Annotated in this window: 16 protein-coding genes; 7 read left to right on the forward strand and 9 right to left on the reverse strand. The window is 44.5% G+C overall.

Annotated elements, in window-relative coordinates; all coding sequences use genetic code 11:
• Window positions 1-81: 81 nt before the first annotated feature.
• From B5D55_RS03460 to gdhA, 4 genes are all read right to left on the reverse strand, one after another.
• A complete protein-coding gene (locus tag B5D55_RS03460; RefSeq protein WP_078932608.1) occupies window positions 82-1,584 on the reverse strand; it encodes a glycine hydroxymethyltransferase in 1,503 nt (500 codons plus the stop codon).
• Window positions 1,585-1,782: 198 nt separating this feature from the next.
• The gene (locus B5D55_RS03465) at window positions 1,783-2,145 is read right to left on the reverse strand and encodes a metal-dependent transcriptional regulator (protein WP_078932609.1); all 363 of its coding nucleotides are present in this window, start codon (window positions 2,143-2,145) and stop codon (window positions 1,783-1,785) included.
• Between the two features lie 21 nt (window positions 2,146-2,166).
• The gene (ilvB, locus tag B5D55_RS03470) at window positions 2,167-3,897 is read right to left on the reverse strand and encodes a biosynthetic-type acetolactate synthase large subunit (protein ID WP_078932610.1); all 1,731 of its coding nucleotides are present in this window, start codon (window positions 3,895-3,897) and stop codon (window positions 2,167-2,169) included.
• 201 nt (window positions 3,898-4,098) lie between these two features.
• Window positions 4,099-5,442 carry an NADP-specific glutamate dehydrogenase gene (gene gdhA, locus B5D55_RS03475; protein ID WP_078932611.1) on the reverse strand — a complete coding sequence of 448 codons (1,344 nt, stop codon included), beginning with the start codon at window positions 5,440-5,442 and terminating at the stop codon, window positions 4,099-4,101.
• Between the two features lie 353 nt (window positions 5,443-5,795).
• Between gdhA and B5D55_RS03480 the strand changes: the two genes are divergently transcribed.
• From B5D55_RS03480 to B5D55_RS03495, 4 genes are read left to right on the forward strand one after another with little or no spacing between them, the layout of a single operon-like run.
• The gene (locus B5D55_RS03480) at window positions 5,796-7,082 is read left to right on the forward strand and encodes a TolC family protein (protein ID WP_159446146.1); all 1,287 of its coding nucleotides are present in this window, start codon (window positions 5,796-5,798) and stop codon (window positions 7,080-7,082) included.
• 18 nt (window positions 7,083-7,100) lie between these two features.
• On the forward strand, window positions 7,101-8,093 hold the full coding sequence (locus tag B5D55_RS03485; RefSeq protein ID WP_078932613.1) for an efflux RND transporter periplasmic adaptor subunit: 993 nt from the start codon (window positions 7,101-7,103) through the stop codon (window positions 8,091-8,093).
• Window positions 8,090-11,254: an efflux RND transporter permease subunit gene (locus B5D55_RS03490; RefSeq protein ID WP_078932614.1), complete on the forward strand. Its 3,165-nt coding sequence runs from the start codon at window positions 8,090-8,092 to the stop codon at window positions 11,252-11,254. Before B5D55_RS03485 ends, B5D55_RS03490 begins: the two co-directional genes overlap by 4 nt.
• On the forward strand, window positions 11,244-11,543 hold the full coding sequence (locus B5D55_RS03495) for a PG0541 family transporter-associated protein (RefSeq protein WP_078932615.1): 300 nt from the start codon (window positions 11,244-11,246) through the stop codon (window positions 11,541-11,543). Before B5D55_RS03490 ends, B5D55_RS03495 begins: the two co-directional genes overlap by 11 nt.
• 59 nt (window positions 11,544-11,602) lie before the next feature.
• Here B5D55_RS03495 and B5D55_RS03500 read toward each other — a convergent pair whose 3' ends face one another.
• From B5D55_RS03500 to B5D55_RS03510, 3 genes are all read right to left on the reverse strand, one after another.
• Complete coding sequence (locus B5D55_RS03500) at window positions 11,603-12,196, reverse strand: DJ-1 family glyoxalase III (protein WP_078932616.1); 594 nt, start codon at window positions 12,194-12,196, stop codon at window positions 11,603-11,605.
• Window positions 12,197-12,264: 68 nt separating this feature from the next.
• Window positions 12,265-13,434 (reverse strand): tRNA 2-thiouridine(34) synthase MnmA, encoded by a 1,170-nt coding sequence (gene mnmA / locus B5D55_RS03505; protein ID WP_078932617.1) that lies wholly within the window; start codon window positions 13,432-13,434, stop codon window positions 12,265-12,267.
• A gap of 46 nt (window positions 13,435-13,480) precedes the next feature.
• Window positions 13,481-13,885 carry an RrF2 family transcriptional regulator gene (locus B5D55_RS03510; protein ID WP_078932618.1) on the reverse strand — a complete coding sequence of 135 codons (405 nt, stop codon included), beginning with the start codon at window positions 13,883-13,885 and terminating at the stop codon, window positions 13,481-13,483.
• Window positions 13,886-14,622: 737 nt separating this feature from the next.
• Here B5D55_RS03510 and B5D55_RS03515 point away from each other — a divergent pair.
• A complete protein-coding gene (locus B5D55_RS03515; protein WP_078932619.1) occupies window positions 14,623-15,405 on the forward strand; it encodes a DUF4469 domain-containing protein in 783 nt (260 codons plus the stop codon).
• 183 nt (window positions 15,406-15,588) lie between these two features.
• On the forward strand, window positions 15,589-17,496 hold the full coding sequence (locus tag B5D55_RS03520) for a DNA topoisomerase IV subunit A (protein ID WP_078932620.1): 1,908 nt from the start codon (window positions 15,589-15,591) through the stop codon (window positions 17,494-17,496).
• 22 nt (window positions 17,497-17,518) lie between these two features.
• On the opposite strand, the gene rnhA is transcribed toward B5D55_RS03520, so the two are convergent.
• Window positions 17,519-17,971: a ribonuclease HI gene (rnhA, locus tag B5D55_RS03525; RefSeq protein ID WP_078932621.1), complete on the reverse strand. Its 453-nt coding sequence runs from the start codon at window positions 17,969-17,971 to the stop codon at window positions 17,519-17,521.
• A gap of 26 nt (window positions 17,972-17,997) precedes the next feature.
• Window positions 17,998-18,687, reverse strand: a complete 690-nt coding sequence (locus tag B5D55_RS03530) for an SIMPL domain-containing protein (protein ID WP_078932622.1) — start codon at window positions 18,685-18,687, stop codon at window positions 17,998-18,000.
• A 376-nt stretch (window positions 18,688-19,063) separates the two neighbouring features.
• Between B5D55_RS03530 and B5D55_RS03535 the strand changes: the two genes are divergently transcribed.
• The gene (locus B5D55_RS03535) at window positions 19,064-21,880 is read left to right on the forward strand and encodes a PD-(D/E)XK nuclease family protein (protein ID WP_078932623.1); all 2,817 of its coding nucleotides are present in this window, start codon (window positions 19,064-19,066) and stop codon (window positions 21,878-21,880) included.
• The last annotated feature ends 1 nt before the right edge of the window (window position 21,881 follow it).

The following is a 21,881-nucleotide window of genomic DNA, read 5'->3' on the forward strand; positions in this document are numbered from 1 at the left end:
TTTTATCTTACACTCCTGTTTTAATTTATAGAAGAAAAAAGGCTGCCCCGTCGGACAGCCCCTTTTCCCATCAGTCTGGCATTATGCGTTTACAAAATGCTTTTTTAAGAAATCAAGGTCAAGTTCCGGGTACAGAACATATTTTGCAAGAAGTGCCTGAACGCGCTTTCTGCCTTCTGCCTCTACGGCAGGATCAAGTTCAATCTTTCCCTTTGCAGGCTTTCCGTCTTTTGTAAGACCAGGCTTTGTACCTTTCAATACAAAGTCGATGATGTCAGAAACTTCCTTCATATCGCTTTCGTTCATTCCAAGCGTTGTAAGGCCTGGAGTTCCGATACGGATTCCGCTTGTCCACCACGCGCCGTTCTTGTCATACGGAAGCGCATTTGCATTGGCTGTAACGCCGCACTTGAACAGCGCCGCTTCTGCCTGCTTGCCGGTAAGTCCGTAGCCGGTAACGTCAACAAGCATCAGGTGATTGTCCGTTCCGCCTGTCTGAAGCGGCATTCCGTGAGCCATACAGCCTTCAGCAAGCGCCTTTGCGTTTTTCACTACGTTCTGCGCATACTGCTGATATGCAGGTGTGCGCGCTTCTTTGAACGCAATCGCTTTTGCCGCCATAATATGTCCGAGCGGTCCGCCCAAAACCATAGGGCATCCTTTATTTACATAGTCGGCATATTCTTTCTTGCAAAGAATCATAGCACCGCGAGGACCGCGCAGAGTTTTGTGCGTAGTAGTCGTAACGATATCTGCCCACTGTACAGGATCATATTCGCCTGTAAACACCTTGCCGGCAACAAGTCCTGCAAAATGCGCCATATCTACCATTAATACAGCTCCGCATTTGTCTGCAATTTCGCGGAAGCGCTTGAAATTAATCTTGCGCGGATATGCGGAAAAACCAGTAAGCAAAATCAGCGGCTTTACTTCCATCGCCTGCTTTTCAATTGCATCGTAGTCAAGAAGTCCAGTTTCGCGGTCAACTCCATACGGATGGCTTTCAAACATACGCGCAGAAACGTTCATACGGTAACCGTGCGTAAGATGTCCGCCGCAGGAATAGTCAAGACCCATAAGTTTCTGATTTCCAAAACGCTTTCTGAGCATATCAAACTGTTCGTCCGTAAGTTCTGCAAGCGATTTTACGCCAAGTTCTTCAAGGGTCGGCGTTTCAACTTTCTTTGAAAGAATTGCCCAGTATGCAACAAGGTTCGTATCTGCGCCGGAATGAGGCTGAACGTATGCGTATTCTGCTCCAAAAAGAGCTTCTGCCTCGCGTGCAGCACAGTTTTCCACCGCGTCGATATTAACGCATCCGCCGTAATACCGGTGTTCCGGGTAACCTTCTGCATATTTGTCCGTAAGCAGGTTTCCCATTGCAGCCTGAACGTTCAGGGTGCAGTAGTTTTCGCTTGCAACAAGCTTCAGGTGACTGCGCTGGTTTTCAAGTTCATTCACGATTGAAGCGGCAACTTCCGGACCTACAGCAGCAACTTGCTGAAGATTAGCAACATACGCCGTCATAGCAGCATTCGGCTTTCCATTACACGAATTAAGATATTCTTCCAAAGGTGTAGACATTCCGTACCTCTTGCGCAGCAGCTGAGCCTGTCGAACCTGCTGTTATTTTTTTGTCATTCCGATTAAGCTCAATGACAGTTTTTCTAAATTGGTAGCATAGTAGCTGAAACAGTGCATCTTTTCAATATAAAGTTACATTGAAAAAAACACGTTTTTTTTCATTCTGCCACTTGACACAAAGCGCATTTACGCAGTGTGTCAGTTATTTTTCATCCAGGATTCTATTCCGGCAACAATGTCAGAATCAATACAGTGTTCTACGCGGCAAGCATTTTTTTCTGCCTGCTCCTCAGACACTCCTGCAATTTTCATAAGGAACGCAGTCAAAAGCTTGTGCCGAGAATAAATACTGGAAGCTTTCTCAAAACCTTTTTCAGTAAGAACAATATGCTGGTTCTCGTCAAAAAAGATATAGCCGTCGTCCTTAAGAATTCCCATTGCGCGGCTTACACTGGGCTTTGATACCATCAGTTTACGCGCAACGTCAACAGAACGGACAATATCCTTTTCGTTACGAATCATCAATATTGCTTCAAGATAATCTTCACCAGACTCATACATACGGCACCTCCGTCCTGCTTATTAGTCCATCATTTCTTTGGACAGCTCCATTATCATATTGTAAATCGGTTTTCCGCCAGGAACCATCGGAAGAACCATCTCGTCCTTGTCAACGCGAGCATCGATAATCGCAGCTTTTCCGGACTTAAACGCCTCTGCAAAAACCTTTTCAAATTCCTTTGCGTTAGTCGCGCGGTATCCTTTAATTCCGTAGGCATCCGCAAGTTTCACCCAGTCAGGCCCGAAATCAAGCGTAGTCTGGCTGAAACGTTTTCCGTAGAACAGGCGCTGCCACATACGGACGTTTCCGAGCGCATTATTGTTTTCCACAACGATTACAATAGGAAGATTATAGTGAGAAATTGTTGCAAGTTCGTTGCAGTTCATTCTGAAAGAGCCGTCTCCGGCAATGTGAACTACGCGGCGCTCCGGCTTTGCAAGCTGAATTCCTATTGCAGCGCCTGTTCCATAACCCATAGTTCCAAGTCCGCCGCTTGTTATAAACGTACGCGGTTTTGAGAACGGATAGAACTGTGCCGTCCACATCTGGTGCTGACCTACTTCCGTAGTAATGAACGTATCTTCACCTGCAATACGATTTATGCACTCGCAGATAAACTTAGGATTTATAGAATCCTTTGGATTTTTGTCGTAGCAGGACGGATATTCCTTCTTCCATTCCTGAACCTGAGAAATCCATTCGTCGTGCTTTACAGCGTTTATCATCGGAAGAAGCGCGGCAAGAACCTGCTTTACGTCGCCAACAACACATCCGTCCGTGCTGATGTTCTTGTTTATTTCTGCCGGGTCAATATCAATATGAAGGACTTTTGCGTGCTGCGCAAACTTTGAAGAATCGCCGTATACGCGGTCACTGAAACGAGCACCTATTGCAATTACAAGATCGCTTTCCGTAATCGCCATATTGCTTGCCTTAGTTCCGTGCATACCGACCATCCACGTACAGAGCGGATGCAAAGACGGGAAACAGTCGCGGGCCATAAGGCTTTCGCTTACAGGAATATCGGCTTTTTCTGCAAAGGCAAGAAGCTCTTTTTCCGCGCCGCTGATTTTTACGCCGCCACCTGCATAGATAACAGGACGTTTTGCACCATTAATAAGTTCAGCTGCCATTTTCAGCTGCCCTTCATCCGGCTCAGAAAGCGTAACCGCGCGCTTGATGTTCTTGTGCCTGGAGATGAGCATATCTACATCAGAAGGATTTTTGAGCGGCTCAAACTCCGTAACGGCGGCAGTAACGTCTTTAGGAATGTCGATAAGGACAGGTCCCGGACGACCGCTTCTTGCAATCGCAAACGCTTCGCGGATAGTCTGTGCCAGATCCTTTACGTCCATTACAATAAAATTATGCTTTGTAATCGGCATTGTAACGCCGGTAATGTCTATTTCCTGAAAAGAATCCTTACCCAAAAGGCTTTTTCCAACATTGCAGGTAATTGCGACAAGCGGAACGGAGTCCATATAGGCAGTAGCAATTCCAGTAACAAGATTTGTTGCGCCAGGACCGCTTGTTGCCATACAAACGCCAACCTTTCCTGTTGCACGCGCATAGCCGTCGGCAGCATGGCTTGCTCCCTGCTCGTGAGCAGTCAGAATATGACGGATGCGATTTTCATTTTTATAAAGCTCGTCATAAATGTTAAGGATTGCTCCTCCCGGATACCCGAAAACGGTATCAACACCCTGCTCAACCAAACACTCTATTACAATCTGAGAACCGGTAATCTTCATTCTTATTCCCTTATAAAAATCAATAATTAAACAATCATACCTTTTTTACGCAGTATATTCAATATTAAATAGGATTTAAGAAACTTTAATATTGATAAAGGACTAAAAACGGCGTTAAAACAAAAAGACGAGCCGTTCCGAGCGTGCCGGACTAACCCGTCTTTCTTAAAATCTGTATTTTATTCTATATTAAACTATAGTTTATACAAGACCCTGAGCAATCATTGCATCGGCGACTTTTACGAAACCTGCAATGTTCGCACCGGCAACATAGTTGCCTTTAAGACCGAACTTTTCTGCAGTGCTGTATGCGTTGTCGTGAATGTTAATCATAATCTGATGGAGTTTTTCGTCAACTTCCTCGCGGCTCCATGAAAGGCGCTCTGAGTTCTGGCTCATTTCAAGACCAGATGTTGCAACTCCGCCTGCATTAGAAGCCTTGCCCGGTGCATAAAGGATTTTTGCAGAAAGGAACGTATCAACTGCTTCAAGGTCAGAAGGCATATTTGCACCCTCTGCAACAAGTTTTACGCCGTTTGCAACAAGTGCCTTTGCGTCTGCACCAAGAAGTTCGTTCTGTGTAGCACAAGGGAATGCGCAGTCAACTTTTACTTCCCACGGTTTTTTACCTGCAAAGAATTTTGCCGTCGGATATTTCTTAACGTACTCGTCAATGCGCTTGTGTTCTGCACGGAATTCCTTAACGAATTCAAGTTTTTCCTGAGTAATTCCGTCTGCATCGTAGATATAGCCTGTAGAATCTGACATAGTAACAGGTTTTGCACCAAGTTGGATGAGTTTTTCAACAGCATACTGTGCAACGTTTCCGTCGCCGGAAACAGAACATACTTTTCCCTTAAAGTCATCGCCTACTTTCTTGAGCATTTCCTGCGCAAAGTAGATAAGACCGTATCCGGTAGCCTCAGTACGAATCAATGAACCGCCGAATGAAAGTCCTTTTCCTGTAAGAACGCCAGTAAATTCATCACGGATTCTCTTGTACTGACCGAACATATATGCAACTTCGCGTCCGCCTACGCCTTTGTCACCGGCCGGAACGTCAGTATCTGGTCCGATGTGGCGGCAGAGTTCTGTCATAAATGACTGGCAGAAACGCATAACTTCATTATCAGATTTTCCGTGCGGGTCAAAATCAGAACCGCCCTTTCCGCCGCCCATAGGAAGCGTTGTAAGGCTGTTTTTAAGAACCTGCTCAAAACCAAGAAATTTAAGAACGGAAAGATTTACTTCTGGTGAGAAACGAATTCCTCCCTTATAAGGACCGATTGCGCTGTTGAACTGGACACGGTAACCGCGGTTCACGTGATATTTACCTGAATCATCCATCCACGGTACGCGGAACATAATTACGCGCTCCGGCTCTACAAGACGCTCAAGAATTGCATTTTTCTCAAGCTGCGGCATCTGGTCAACAACAGGGTCAAGCGTTGCGAGAACTTCCTGAACTGCCTGAAGGAATTCCGGCTGGTCGGCGTTTTTCTTCTGAACGTCCTCCCAGACTCTCTGTACGTATGCGTTTTTCATTATTCAACTCCTGACATAAAAAAAAGACAAGAATGCTTTTTTCTTATGACAAAAAAAGATTATACAGAATTCGTATGCAAAAACGCAAGTAGTTCAATGAATAAATATGCATCAAACCTAAAAAAAGCGGGTATTTATGAATATTTTTGCGTCCGCCGTTAAAATCCGCCGAAAAACAGTCTTTTTTTCCTGTTTTTTACCGTTCAGACGCTGGCTTTTTAAATAGTTTGTTACTAATTAAAAAAAAACAGGTTTTATTAGACAAGGACAACTAAAACTAATCTTTTAGGAACAACATTTCATCAGATTTTACTGAATTCTTCCGAAATTCAATAATGGAGTTTCAGGGCAAAATGAAAAAACTACTTATTTTACAAATGGTGCTTCTTGCATTCGTATTTACGCAGGGATATGCAGAAGCAGAAGTCGAGGAAGTCAAAGTTCTTACTTTGGAAGATGCCGTTCGGAGCGCGGCGGAAAATAACGTTCAGGTAAAAACGCAGGCTCTCACCCTGAACACTCTGGAAAAAAGCAATACGTTCTCCTGGAACAGCGTAAGCCCTACGGCAAACGTAAAGGGAAGTCTTGCAGAAGATTTTGATGCAGGAACGACAAGCCTTTCCGTAACAGGAACGCTGAACGTTGCTCTTTCTGCAAATCTGTACACGCAAATCCGCGCGGCAAAACTCAGCTACGAACGCGGACAGATGACTTATGAACAGACGTGCCGGCTTATTGAAAAAGAGGTGCGCACTGCATTCTACCATCTGCTTTACGAACAGGAAAATCTTGCGCTTCAGAAAAAAAGCCTTGATACAAAACTTACGCAGTACAGAAACAATCAGGAAAAATTCCGTAACGGTCAGATTTCCGAACTTGACGTAATGACAAGCAAGGTAAGCTACGAACAGCAGAAACCTACGGTGGAACAGGCAGAAACGACGTTCACCAATGACATTGCGGCATTCAAACAGGTAATCGGAATAGACCAGCGCATTCCCGTAAAACTTGAAGGTTCGCTTGACGAAGTGCTTTCCATTACAGGAATATCGTTCCAGTCACTTCCGGAACGAAACGTACCTGCCCCGGACATTCAGGATGCACAGAAAGCAGTTGAAATTGCCCGGAACGGCATTCTTTCGCAGCGTTTTTCCGCATACGCTCCGTCAATTACTGCATCATACCAGCTACGGAAAGCAAACAGATCAAATGTCGATAACATTGCCACGACCAATTCGCTTTCTGTAGGCGTTACAATTCCGCTTGACGGTTACCTTCCATGGTCTTCAAGTGCGGTAAACATCGCCGCAAAGAAAAATGAACTTGAAGCTGCAAAACTTACGCTTGAAAACACAAAAACGTCTACCGCAGTACAGACTGAAAATTACCTTCGGAAAATAAATCTTGCAATCGCGCAGGCAGCTTCCTTAAAGGCAAACGTAGAACTTGCGGAAACGACATACGAAATGACAAAAACCGCATACAACTACGGAAAAACAGATTTTCTTAATCTGCTGAACGCAAACGATGCAGTCCTAAGCGCAAACGTAAGCCTGAAAAGTCAGGCATACTCGCTCATAAGTACGATTCTTGAACTTGAATATCTTTTAGGAATTCCGTTCGGAACAATAGGAAAATAACATAAAAAGGAACATATTATGACACAGAAAAAAACACGTACAATATTGATTATAGGAATTGCAGTTGCAGTAACGGTAATTGCGGTAATCGTCATCAACAAGACAAAAAAAACAGGACTGATGCAGGCGCCGGGGAAAAGAGGCGGCTCATCCGTAGTATCAGTGCGGAGCGAAGAGGCAACAATTCAGACGCTTAACGACTACGTAATCACCAACGGTGAAGTTGAGTCGCAGAGCGCAATAGAGGTATTTCCGTCTATGAACGGAAAAATCGTTTCCATAAATGTAATGCTCGGCTCGCACGTGAACAAAGGCGACGTCATTGCAAAGGTAGATCCGTCGGAGCCGGGAACAAAATACGCCCTCAGTCCTGTAGAAGCGCCAATCAGCGGAAGCATTGTATCATCACCGTCAAAAGTAGGTGCAAAAGTTTCAACGTCCACCGCAATTACGATGATAGGCGACATTGAAAACCTCCAGATTTCTGCGCCTGTTCCGGAGCGGTACGTTGCAGAACTTAAACCGGGATTAAAGGCGGAAGTAACGCTCGAGGCATATCCGGGCGTAATTTTCAGCGCAACAGTTTCGCGCGTAAGTCCTGTAGTAGATGCCGCAACGCGCACAAAGGAAATCATCCTGAACTTTGACAAGAAAGACAGCCGCATAAACGCCGGAATGTTTGCCAAAGTCAAGCTGTACACGTCAAAATACGCCGGCTGTATCGCAGTACAGAAAGATTCCATCGTTTCCCAGAACGACAATTCCTATCTGTTTGTAGTAAACGACGACGGCACTGTTTCAAAAAGAACTGTAAAGACCGGAAAAACTGTAGACAATCTCATTCAGATTATGGATAACCTTATGACCGGCGAACGCGTTGTTGTTGAAGGAATGCTGTCCGTTTCAGACGGAGCGCGCGTAAACGACATTGCACAGCCAAAACCGGCCGCATCACCGGAGAAGGCAGCCGAAGATGAAAAAACGGCTGAAAAATCAGGGGGCAGGAAATGAGCCTTTCAAGAAAAACGCTTGAACACCCTGTCCTTGTACTCATTGTCTTTGCACTTCTCGGTTTTGTAGGAATATTCACGCTCAGAAAAGTGTCCGTCGGACTTTTCCCGGACATAGAATCTCCGTACGTTTCCGTTTCTACAACATACTCAAAGGCAGGCCCGGAATCAGTAGAGGAATCAGTAACAAAAGTCCTTGAATCCTCGCTTGTAAGCGTAAGCGGACTTAAAAACCTGTATTCATCTTCTTCGGAAGGAAGCTCAAGCATTCAGCTTGAATTTGACTACGGAACGGACATTGACCAGGCAGTTACTGACATACGCGACAAACTTGACCGCGTTACAAGAAGCCTTCCTGACGACGCCGGTTCTCCTACAATTTTCAGAATGAACGCAGACTCAATGCCGATTATGCGCATTGCAGTACGCGGAAACCGCTCGGTAAACGACCTTAAGCAGATTGCGGAAGACAACATCGCAGACATTCTAGAACAGGCTTCCGGCGTTGCAGAAGCGGCGGTTTACGGAGGACGGACAAAAATTGTCCGCGTAGAGCTTGAGCAGAACCGCCTTGCCGCATACGGCTTTACAGTTTCGCAGGTTTCATCTGCACTGAGCAAGCAGAACCTTGAACTTGGCGGCGGAAAACTGAATGAGGGGCAGAAAGACTACGTAATCCGCACGACCGGACAGTTTTCAAGCATAGACGAAATCAACAACACGGTAATTTCTACGATAAACGGTTATGACGTCCGCCTTAAAGACATCGGACGCGCTTATATGGGTTTTGAAGATCCGTCGCGCGAAGTCTACATTGACGGTCAGAACGGAGTATACGTTTCGATTACAAAGCAGTCCGGCTCGAATACTGTAACTGTAGCAAACGAAGTTTACGCAAAAATTGCGCAGCTGGAAGAAACGCTCCCTGCGGACATCAGCCTTGAAATTATCCGCGACGACACGGACTCTATCCGCGAAACAATCAGGACGCTTGTTGAGTCTGCGGCAGAAGGTCTTGTCCTTGCCGTACTTATTCTTTTCATCTTCCTTCAGAATTTCAAAAGTACGATTATAATTTCAATATCAATTCCGCTTTCAATCGTAATCACGCTGCTTTCAATGAGTTTTGCAGGAATTACGCTGAATATGATGACGCTAACCGGACTTATTCTTGGCGTAGGTATGATTGTAGACGCGTCAATCGTTATGATTGACAACATTTACGAATACCGCTCGCGGGGCGCACGCGCACGGATTGCAGCGGTTCTTGGAAGTCAGGAAATGGTAATGTCCGTAATTTCAGGAAACCTTACAACAATCTGCGTATTCGTACCTTTCCTTCTGTACATTAAGGAACTTGGAATGATGGGGCAGATGTTCAAGGGTATTATTTTTACGATTGTAATTGCGCTTTTGTCCTCGCTTTTAGTTGCGATTTTCCTTGTTCCTGTTCTTGCAGGCGTATTCCTTCCGCTTTCAAACAGAACGGAAAAGCCGGTAAAAAACAGGATTCTTCTATTTATATACGGCAATTTTGAAAAAGCAATCGCCGCAATTACGCGTGCCTATAGAAAACTCCTTAAAGCGGCGCTTGCAAACAGGGCAGTTACCATTATTGTTGCCTGCTGTCTTCTTGTAATTGCGATTGCGCTCATTCCGACAATGCAGATAAATATGATGCCGAACGGTAACGATGATTCCGTAACGCTAAACATCACAATGCCAATCGGAACGCCGTTTGAAAAAACGTCGGAAGTTGCGCTCGCCTTTGAAAAAATCGTCCGCGAAGAAGTAAAAGGATATAAAACGCTTATTACAACGATAGGTACAGGACGCGGAAATGCAAACTCGTATAAAGGTTCAGTACAGATTACGCTTCCGGAAACATTAGAGCAGATTGATTCTGCTGCCGTCATCCAGCAGAAGCTTAGAAATCACTTCTCAGATTTTTCCGGTGCATCGTTTTCATTCAGCGCAGGCACAAGAAGGCAGATGACAGGTAACGATCTTGACTTAGCGATACGTTCCGACGACTTTCAGGCCGCACTTGACATTGCAGAAAAAGTACAGGCGGTAATGGAATCCATTCCGGACATAGGTGAAGCAACAATAGACACCGAACGCGGTCTTCCAGAAGTAGAAGTCGTAATAGACAGGAACAGGGCGTACTCGTTTGGTGCAGACGTAACTACAATCGCAACGGAAATAAACTACGCAATAAACGGCGTTACCTCGACTGTATACCGCGAAGACGGAAAAGATTACGACGTAAAAGTAATGTACAAGCCGGAAGACAGAAAAAATATAGTTGACCTTGACCAGATTTTTGTAAAAGGAACTAACGGAAAAGTAAGCGTAGCAAATTTTGCAAGCATCAAACGCGGACTTGGACCTGTAACAATTCGGCGAGAAAACCAGACCCGTATAATCCACGTTACGGCAGATATCATAACGGACACAAATGCAAACATCGTAGAAGACGCAATACGCGACGGAATTGCAGGCTCATTCATCATTCCTGACAACGTAAGCGTTTCTTATGAAGGTTCGTGGCAGGATATCAGCACCCAGATGTCAATATACATTTCAATCATCATAATGGCAATTATTCTTGTATTTGGCGTAATGGCGGCAACTTACGAATCGTTTAAGGCTCCGTTTATAAACCTTGCAACAATTCCGTTTATGATCATAGGGGTCGTTTTCCTTTACAAAATCATCGGACAGCCGCTTTCGATTATGGCGATGGTCGGTATGATTATGCTTGTAGGAATAGTCGTAAACAACGGAATCATTCTTGTTGACTACACAAACCTTCTGCGCGGACGTAACGTTCCTCTTTTTGAAGCGTGCCTTGAAGCAGGAACAAGCCGTCTTCGCCCTGTTCTTATGACTACGCTCACTACAATACTCGGTATGCTCCCGATGTGCTTTGCAACGGAAGGACAGAGCGCAATGGTTCAGCCAATTGGAATTGCCGTTGTAGGAGGACTTACTTCAAGTACGTTCGTAACGCTTCTTGTAATCCCGGTACTGTATTCCATCGTTATGAAAAAAGACGATACCGTAAAATCACGGATAAAAATAGACTATTCAATTCTGGAAAAAGAAAAATCCGGAAAGAACTCAGAGAATTCACAGGAAAAAGACGATGAAAAGTAAAAAATACCGAATTGAGATTATCTCAAATCAGTCCGTGCAGGACGACATTACGGAACTTCTGGAACAGGAAATCCCGGAAATTGAATACACTGTCATTCCGGTAGTACACGGAAGGGGGCGGCGCGCAAAAAAACTGGGAACGACTATCTGGCCGGAACAGAATTTTCTTCTTTTTGCCTACACGTCGTATGAGGATGCGCTGAAGGCAAAAGTCATTGTTGAAACGATAAAAAAGAAATTTTCAAGCGAGGGAATTTCTATGTTCTGCTCGGAAGAAGTAAACTTATAGGAAAACTAAAGCAAAAGGGCGCACTTACCGTGCGCCCTTTTTTTCAGGACAAACTTAATCTACCGCTGAATGCTTGCTTTCCGTATTTTTGCGCAGACTTCATCTCCGCACAGAAGGCGCACAAGCTCCATCGCAAGCTGTTCCGTACAGCCGGGACCTCTTCCAGTTACAAGCGTTCCGTCCGAAACAAAAGGAACGTCATCAATATGGGTACTGTCTGCAAGAACGTCTTTTGCGTACTGATTTTGCATTTCAGGATAGCACGTCCAGTGCTTTCCGCGCAAAACGCCTGTCTGCGAAAGAACAACTGCCGGAGCGGCGCAGATGGCAGATACGTATTTTCCTGCGGCAAAGCATTTTTCAATAAATGAAAGAACTTGTTCGCACGAAGCAACGTTCAGCGCGCCCGGCATTCCTCCCGGAACATAAACTGCGTCAGGAAGGCGCGCGGAATATTCTTTTTCAAAATCGCCGAACGTCATATCGGCAAAAACCTTTACTCCGTGGGCGGCAGAAACAACATTGCCGCCGTTCATCGTACTGCACGGAACGGCAACTGTAGAAACAGAAACACCGGCGCGGCGAAGATAATCTACTACAGTAAGCGCTTCGATTTCTTCAAAACCGTCCGCAAGAAATACAACAGCATTCATAAAAACCTCACATTCTATAATTTAGGACACAAGGGGCTGCTTCACACTTACAGCCCCGGACGTAAAAATCATATTGTTCTGGAAATAACGCCGCCGCCTATAATTACGCCGTCATCGTAAAGGACGACAGACTGTCCCGGAGCAACGGCGCGCTGAGGTTCGGCAAACGTTATTTTCCACGGAGTACCGGTAAAGCCGTCCTGTAAATCAGGATTTTCAAGGCGTTCTATGCGCGCCTTTACAGGCCGGCTTGCAAGACGGATTTTTACCATCGCCTCTATCAGTTCGGACGGCTCAACGTTTCCCGGCCACACAAAATCATCTGCAATCAGCCCGGCAGAATTGAGCGCGTCATTAGGCGCAAGCACCACAATGTTATTTTTTGCGTCAATCGAATGAACGTACACCGGATAGTTTACTGCAACGCCAAGACCGCGCCTCTGCCCTACCGTATAATGTTCGATTCCGCGGTGCGTTCCAAGCTTATGACCGTCAAGGTCAACAATATCGCCCGGCTTTGACGGCACATCAGAGAAAATCAGGTCAAAATATTCTTCGCCGATAAAATCCTGACTTTCCTCGCGCTGAGCCGCCTCAAGATGTGCCTTTTCCGCAAGTTCAAACACGTCTTTTTTCTTCATCTGCGCAAGCGGAAAACGGACTTTTGAAAGAATTTCAGACGGCACGCGGTACAGAAAATACGTCTGGTCTTTTGAAACGTCGGCGGCTCCGGCAATCATATACGGGCGGACATCAGTTCCGAATATGCCCTGTTCCGGGCGGACGACTTTTGCGTAATGACCCGTACAGAAATAATCAAATGAAATTCCAAGTTCCTGAACGCCGTCAAGAAGCGCGCCGAATTTTATCATCCGGTTACAGCGGATGCACGGATTAGGAGTCCGCCCTGAGCGGTACTCGCGCTTAAAATATTCAAGCACCTCTTTCTTATACTGCTCTTTTACGTCGATAACGTGATATTCAATTCCCTGTTCTTTGCAAAAGCGCTCGCATCCGGCGATATTTTCTTCTTCACCAGGTCCGAAGCACGATTCGCGGAGCGGCTTTCCCGGCTTGAGTTCAGGAAGCGAGCCGTCCCACAAAGACATAGTAACGCCGATAACGCGGCAGCCTTTCTGCCTGAGCATAAACGCCGTAAGAGTTGAATCAACGCCACCGGACATTCCAACTACAACGGTATCACCAGCTTCCGGCATATCCTGATTTATAAAAGTCATAATTAATTCTCCAAGAAACATTCTGCGGACGGCAGAAAACTGACGTTCATTTTTTCATAAGGTCTGCAATCGTAACGCTGTCTAAATATCCGGAAATCCGGCGGTCAAGCTCCGTCCACATCGGAAGCGTACGGCACTCCGGCGATTTTGAACACGGTTCTGCGCCGCATTCAAGGCAGGCAACAGGAGCAAGAGTTCCTTCCGTAAGACGCAGAATTTCGCCGATTTTATATTCTGACGGCGCACGGTTCAGCTTGTAGCCGCCGCCCTTTCCGTGGACGCCGTTTACAAATCCGTTTTTTGAAAGAAGCGTCATAATCGCCTCTATATATTTTTGAGAAATGGACTGACGCAGGGCAATGTCCTTAAGCGGAACGTAGGAATCCGAGCCCTGCTCTGCCAAATCAATCATAACCCGAAGCGCATATCTGCCTCTTGTTGATACTATCATACTATCATACCCTATAAAAAAACGTTCTACCTATTCTACCACAAGGTTATAAAAGCAACAAGCACAACATCACAGGCGGATACTCCCGCATATTCCATTTTTGACAAATTTTCAAAATACTGCTAATATATTTGTAAGGTTGCCTGATATGTTCAAGGAATATTTCGGAATCTATGCGTCATATAGCGTATATTCTGGACTAAATTCAGCATGACATTTTTTTGGACAGCCCTTTCCTTTCTTACCGTGCAGAAAAAACTATTTTTACAACTATATGTACGGTTCTTCCTAGCTAGATATTTTGAACACCCTAACTACATTGACTGCATACTCTAACTAGAGTATACTCCCTCTCACTGACAGTTTTCAGTTTGTGGAATAGTAATGCTTCAGTTTGTGGAATAGTAATGCTTCAGTTCGTGGAATAGTAATGCTTCAGTTCGTGGAATAGTAATGCTTCAGTTCGTGGAATAGCAATGCTTCAGTTTGTGGAATAGCAATGTTTCGGTTCGTGGAACAGTAGAATTCATAATGCGTAAAGTAATAGCCCTGATTTCCAGTACGGAGATGGAGAAATCTCTGTCAAAAACAGATTTCCCGACTCACTTCGTTCGCTCAAAACGGCAAGTTTTCAATCTGCAAATCTGTAAGTAACAAGAACAAAAAACTCTGCTATAATCAGGACAGAATACTTACCGAAAATACACACTAAAATCTAATTTTTTGGAGAGCAAAATATGCCAAGAAAGAAGCAAAGCATACTTTCAATAGAGGAACATAAAACTCCTGTAGATGTAGTAGTACGAGACAGTAATCTTCCTTCACCAGATGGAAAAGTACATCAATACGGTTCTATTGTGCACAGCAAGGCAACAGTACGCTCAATTCTTGCTGAAATGGAACGGAATTCTCAAGCCTTTGTAAGCAAGGAAACTATGTTTTACATAGCAGAAGAACTTAGCCGGCGTATGATGGAAAAATTCAAGAGGGGCTATTCTGTGGAACTTTTGGACTTTGGTACGATTTTTCCTACCATTAAGGGGAGCATATCTGAAACCGATACGCCAGGAAAGATAAAAAAGCAGTTTGACGTAGGCTTTACACCGTCAGACAATGCCCGGGATGCACTCAAGAATCTTACTGTCCGCAAGGTACGTCGTCCGCAACTCCAGCACTGTATTTATTATATAGAAAATATGTTTAAACCAGAAGAAAAGAATCTCTTGCAGTCAGCCTGTATGGCAAGAATAATCGGAAAAGCGATAAAACTAGGCGGAGAAAAAAGCGGAATTTATGCTGCAGCTGTAGGGGAAAACTGGAACGGAAAACTCCCCGTCCGCGAAAACTGGATTAAAATGAAACATATAACTCAGAACAAGCCTTCGGCACTGGAATTTTATGTAGAAGACCTTTCACCGGACTTTTACGTATTCGTTGTGGAAACGTCTTTAAGCGCAGGAGGCAAGGAATTAAAAAACAGTGTCATCATGCAGACTGGTGCAGTGCTGGTAAAAGAGTGAACGCGGACTTCATAAAAAGATAAATCATATCCAGATATTCATCACTTTAGGAATCGGGCTTTTTATGGTATTTATGTCCGGCTTTCCTGCACAGCTTTACTTCTTATTGATTTTATGCCGAAACACCGTTAGAATTGTACAATCAAATAGCGTTGATTTTATAAGATACTGCCGGGTGGGAAAATGGCTTACGTAAAAAATCTTTTTGACTCTAATTTCATTCAATATGCAAGTTATGTTATTCGGGATCGTGCAATTCCTGAAATTATAGACGGACTGAAACCTGTTCAGCGGCGCATTCTGCATACTCTTCTTGAAAAGGACGACGGACGGCTTACAAAAGTTGCAAAAGTCTGCGGTGATGTTGCAACGTATCACCCTCACGGAGATGCTTCCATTTACACGGCGCTTGTAAACCTTGCAAATAAGGAAATTTTCATAGACAAGCAGGGAAACTATGGAAATATGTATACCGGCGACGGTCCTGCTGCTCCCCGATACATTGAATGCCGTCTTCGCCCTGTAACGCGCGACATTCTCTACAATCCTAAAATTACGCAGTATGTTCCAAGCTATGACGGCCGTGCAAAAGAGCCGGTCTGTTTCCGTGCAAAACTGCCGCTTGTTCTTATAATGGGTGCAGAAGGCATTGCCGTAGGTATGAGTACTCAGATTTTGAGTCATAACGTACACGAAGTAATCGAAGCGGAAAAAAAGTGCCTTCGCGGAGAACCGTTCCAACTGTTCCCGGATTTTCAGACCGGCGGACTGATTGACTGCAGCGAATATAAGGACGGACTTGGAAAAATCGTTACGCGTGCCCGAATGGACACCAGTGACGAAAAGCGCATTGTCATTACGGAACTTCCTTACGGCTGTACGACAGAATCATTGATGGATTCCATAGAAAAAGCCGCTCGTACCGGCAAGGTAAAAATTGCTTCCATAAACGACTTTACATCTGCAACGGTAAATGTTGAAATAAAACTTCCGCGCGGCGTATATGTAAAGGACGTAGTTGATTCCCTTTACGCTTTCACTGACTGCGAAAAAACAGTTTACTGCAATCTGCTTGTCATCAAGGATAATATGCCGGTTCAGATGACTGTTACAGAAGTGATTGAATATCATTCCAAACAGCTTCTGGGAATACTTAAGGAAGAACTTGAGGTGGAACGCGCAGAACTTATGGAAAAACTCCATCTCCGCACTCTTGAACGCATTTTTATTGAGGAACGCATTTATAAATCAATCGAGCAGATGAAGACGGAAGAAGCTGTAAACAAGGCTGTGAAAGACGGTTTTGTTCCGTTCCGTGCCGAAATTCTGCGCGATATTACGAACGATGACATTGACCATCTTCTTAAAATTCCTATCCGCAGAATTTCCCTGTATGATATGAATAAAAACCGCAAGGAAGTTCAGGCGATAAATGCGCGGCTTAAGGAAATTTCACACCTTTTAAAGCATCTTGTTGATTATGCTATCACCTGTCTTGACGGAATAGAAGCAAAACTTAATCCTGCAACGATAAAACGCCGCACGGAACTTACGAACATCAGGACTGTTGACGTAAAAACTGTAGTAAAGCGCGATACTTCGCTTAAATATGACGAAAAAAACGGCTATCTTGGAACTGCCGTAAGCGGCGGTACGGAACTTTTAAAAATTACTCCGTTCGACAGAATTCTGTATGTGCGGAAAAGCGGAATTTACACCGTTACAGAAGCGCCTTCAAAAGTGTTCGTCGGACCGGAAATGCGATGGTGCGGTTTTGCCGATAAGGAATCCCTTTCAAAAGTTCTGTTTACTATTCTTTACCGCGATCCGCAGACTCAGTATGTGTATATAAAACGCTGCAAAATCAACGCGTATATTATGAACCGTGATTATTTCTTTGCGCCAGACGGTATGGAAGTCCTGCATATTGATACGCGGAAGAATTTTTCGTTTGCGCTTAATTATGTGCCTAAGCCGCGCGTAAAGATTTTAAAGGAATCTTTCAAGGCGCAGGACTATATGGAAAAAGGACTTAAGGCTCTTGGAACGCGTATTGTTTCAAAGGAAGTGCAGTCTGTAACGGTGGAATAGAATAGTTTTTCCGGCGTTTTCTCTATCTGCTGTATTTCTTAATTTCTTTCTGACACAGCTGGTCGCAGATTTCGTTGTATTCTACTCCTGAATGGCCTTTTACCCAGTTCCAGCTTACGTCAAGAGAACCGTTAAGTTCGTCAAGCAGCTGCCACAAGTCCTGGTTTTTTACTGGCTTTTTGTCTGCGGTTTTCCAGCCTTTTGCTTTCCAGCTTTTTATCCATACGGTGATGCCGTTTTTTACGTACTGGCTGTCTATGTGAACGGAGATTTTTCTTCCGGCAAAAGACGGCGTGTTTTTTATTATGGAAAGCGCAGAAATGGCTGCCGTGAGTTCCATCCGGTTATTCGTGGTGTGCGCATCGCCTCCAGAAAGCTGCTTTGCAATTCCGTCTGCAATGACAACAACTCCCCACCCGCCCGGTCCGGGATTTCCGGAACAGCCGCCGTCTGTGTAAATCGTAATTTCGTCCATTTCTGCGTGCCTACTGATTTTTTTGTTTATTTTAAAAGATATTCAACTGTTGTTACTACACGAACCTTTTTCTTTTCTTCAAGACCTGCTGCCGCATTGTCTATGCTGAAAAGACCTTGCGTTGCATTCTTTATTTTTCCGACTTTACTGCCTGAATCACGCGCAAACTGTTCTGCTGCAAGACGGGCGTTTTTTGTTGCTTCTGCAATCATTTCCGGCTTTATATCGTTAAGACCGGTGAATTCAAAGTTCATCATTCCATCGTAATCCTGGTTGATTGTAATTCCGTTTCCTGCAAGGGTTAGGGAATCTTTGTTTGCGTTTTTTACGGCTTCTATTTTACCAGAACGTACCATTATAATTACTTTTCCGATGTATTTGTATGAAATCCGGTCTTTGTCAATGTACGGATTTACTGAATTGTCAGTGATTTTCGGTGCCTGAATCGTAAAGTCTTCGTCAGAAAGACCATATTCTTTTAAGAAACTTACGGCTATGTCTGTTTTGTTTATGATGTCGCTCTGAAGAGTCTTAAGGTCATTGTTTCCTACTGTAAATGAAAGCGGCCATACTACAATATCCGCCGCTACTTCACGTTCTGAAAGTCCGCGTACAGTTACAGACCTGTCGTTTCTTCCGATTTTTCCCATTCCGCAGGAAAGAATTGCCGCTGCAATGATGACGGCAAGCGCAGTAGAAAATTTGTTCAAAGTCATATCTATACTCCTGTAATAAAAGTTTGCAACGCAAATTTTAGGTAATATAAAAAAATTTTTATCTTTAGATTTAATATATAAAATAATAATGAGAAGTTCTATAGAAATATGCGTTCCGTGAGAATTCCGGCTGTTCAGTAATAAAACATTTCTGAATAAAGAAAATCATATATTTATTATTTTATTGACAGTATGGAACTTCAAAAATATATGGGTGAAGGCTTTAGGATTCCCATATAAAAAACATTACCAGTCCAAAGAAACCGGCGACATTATTATTTACAAGTTACCTTTCCTCTGTACACGCAAAGCTTTTTTGCAAGAACTGGCGTTATCTGATAGAATAAATTATTCTTTTCAGGCAGGGGACGGTAAGGTGATTTCTGAAAATATCATTGAAAAAACGCTGAAGGAAAACATACGCAATCCTGATGCATATTTTGTTTTTGCAACGCAGACTGCGGCGGATTTATGGGCAGACAGGATTACGGAAACGAGCGAAGTACACGCCGTTGCAACGGAACGGTTCATCGCGTGGGATACGTTCAAGGGAGAATCAATCAGAAGCCGGCATCAGGACAAAAAAGCTGTTCCGTCGGCAATGCGCGCCATTTTTACATCACAGCTTATCGCGGAAAACGCCGCTGCACCGTTCCTCAAAAGCTGCATCGCGCCTGAATACGCAAAAACTGCCTCCGGTTTTGCAGACTGGATAAGCAGCTTTCTTCCGGGACTTTCTTTATGGAAAAAATATTTTGACCTTAGTAAAAGCGCCCCGGACAGCGAGGACAAAGACCTTCTTGTAATCTACGAAAAATACCGCGCGTTCCTTGAAAAGCACAGTCTGTTCGACCCGGCGTGGGAAACTCCGCCGTTCAGCGCAGACGGAAAGCATTATTTTATTTTCTTCCCGGAAATTCTTTCTGACTATGCGGAATACAAAAAAATCCTTGAGGACGCAAAATCTGATATAACGGTAATTCACCTTCCTGAAAAGGACGGTTCGCCTTCTCCGTCAGTTGATTTTTTCCCGAACGCGCGGACTGAAATCCGGAACATTGCGCTCCGCCTGCGTTCCCTTCACGACAACAGTAAAATTGGCTGGCAGAACATTGCCGTTCATGTTCCAGATATGGAAAGTTACGGCGCATACATTGACAGGGAACTTGAACTGTTCCAGATTCCGCACGTTATGCGCTCGGCAAAAGCGCTTTCTGCAACAGGCGCAGGCAATTTCTTTTCTCAGGCGAAGCAGTGCGTTTCTGACGGATTCAGTTTTTCTTCCGTAAAAAAACTGCTTTTGAACACGGAACTTCCCTGGAAAGACGGTGAAAGCATCCGCCAGCTTATCTCATTCGGAAAAGCAAACAACTGTATATGCAGTTTTTCTTACGACGGAAAAAATATTGACGTGTGGAACGAATCGTTAAGGCGGAACAGCAGCGAAAAGCGCGCCGAAGACTTCTACGTTTCCCTGCATGAAAAACTTACAAGGCTCACAGGCGCACAGACTTTTTCAGAAATCCGCGAGCGCTATTTTGACTTCCGCGAAACGTTTTTCGATATGGAAAACTGCCCTGAAAAATCAGACAGGATTATCAGCCGCTGCATCTCCGAACTAAGCGCACTCATCGACCTTGAACAGGAATTTCCTGACTGCCGTGCGCCTGACTGCTTCTCCTTCTTCACGAAGTATCTTGACGGAAAAGCCTACCTTGCCCAGACGGAAGAGCGCGGCGTACAGATTTTGCCGTATAAAATGGGTGCGTGCGCTCCGTTTGCCTGCCACATTATTGCAGACGCAAGCCAGAGCGCGCTTTCCGTTGTATACAAGGAACTTTCATTTTTGCGCGACGACAAGCGGAAACGAATTCTGAACCGCGAGGACGCAAACGTTACGGAGGATTTCCTGCGCCTGTACGCGATGAATTCGTATTCCCAGCCTGTTTACTGCACGGCAAGCGCAAAAACGTTCACCGGATATGCACAGGCATCAAGTTATTTAATAGAAAACAACCGCACAAAAGAAAGCGCGGAGGAACTTCATGCCGGAGATTTTTATTTTGCAGAAAAAAAATGGTTCGCCGGCGGAGTAGACAGCAAAAACAGTCCGTTCCCGGAAAAAATCAGCATAAGCCAGAAAAAAAGTGAGGCACGCTGGGAAGAATGTCAGGATAAAGGGAATGAAAGCAGAAATTCCGGCGGGACAGCCGTTCTTTCCCAAAAAATACAGAAAATCCACTTCACCGAAAGCGGAAAAATCCGCATTTCCGAAACAAACCTTAAACGGTTCTACCAATGCCCGCGCTTCTGGCTTCAGAAAACTGTTTCTGGACTTGAACAGCAGAACAACGAAGCGGAACTTATGGACTATTTTGCGATGGGAAACCTGTATCACAAAATTCTTGAACTTTACTGCACGGAACTGAAAAAGAAAAATCTTCCAGTTCACTATGAAGCAGAAAAAAATGCACTGAACGACAACTACAGGCAAATTCTTCTGCAAAGCATAGACAATGCCATTCAGATTGAAAAAAACAGTTTTCTTGCAAAAGAACTTCTGAAGACGACAAAAACGGCTCTTTCCGCCGAAATTGAAAAAACGGTCATTAAGTTTTCGCAGATTTTTGAAGGCTGCATCGTTTACGAAATGGAAAAAGAATGTTTCTATGAAATTCCGGGCAAAAATTACGTCTGTACGGGAAGAATAGACTGCCTTCTGTACGACGACTCTGCCGCGGAGTTTATTCTTGTTGACTTCAAGACATCATCCGTTCCGCAGCCGCTTTACTACGGAAATCCGCACGAACCGGAAGAAAACGAAGAATTTGAACTGCCAGATTTTCAGATGCCGATGTATCTTTATCTTCTAGAAAACCAAAATCCGCCTGTAGAAGCGGAAAACTGCGGATTTTTCAGCGTAAAAGCCGGAGAATGTACGCCAGTTACCGGAAAAACGCTTTTTGAACGCGTAAATGCCGTCTCAAAAAAGAAAAATCCGCCGGAATCAGTTACGAAAGAACAGTTTGCGCCCACAATGCAGAAATTCAAGGAATGTATGGAACTGTATGCGCAAAAAATTACAGAAACGGATTTTTCCGTAACAAATGAAAATCAGGACTTCAACACGTGCAACAGATGCGACTTCCGCGCCGTGTGCCGCAGGGTATTCAACATAAGCAGGCAGGACTAAT

Source organism: Treponema porcinum, from assembly GCF_900167145.1.
GTDB classification, from domain to species: Bacteria; Spirochaetota; Spirochaetia; order Treponematales; family Treponemataceae; genus Treponema_D; species Treponema_D porcinum.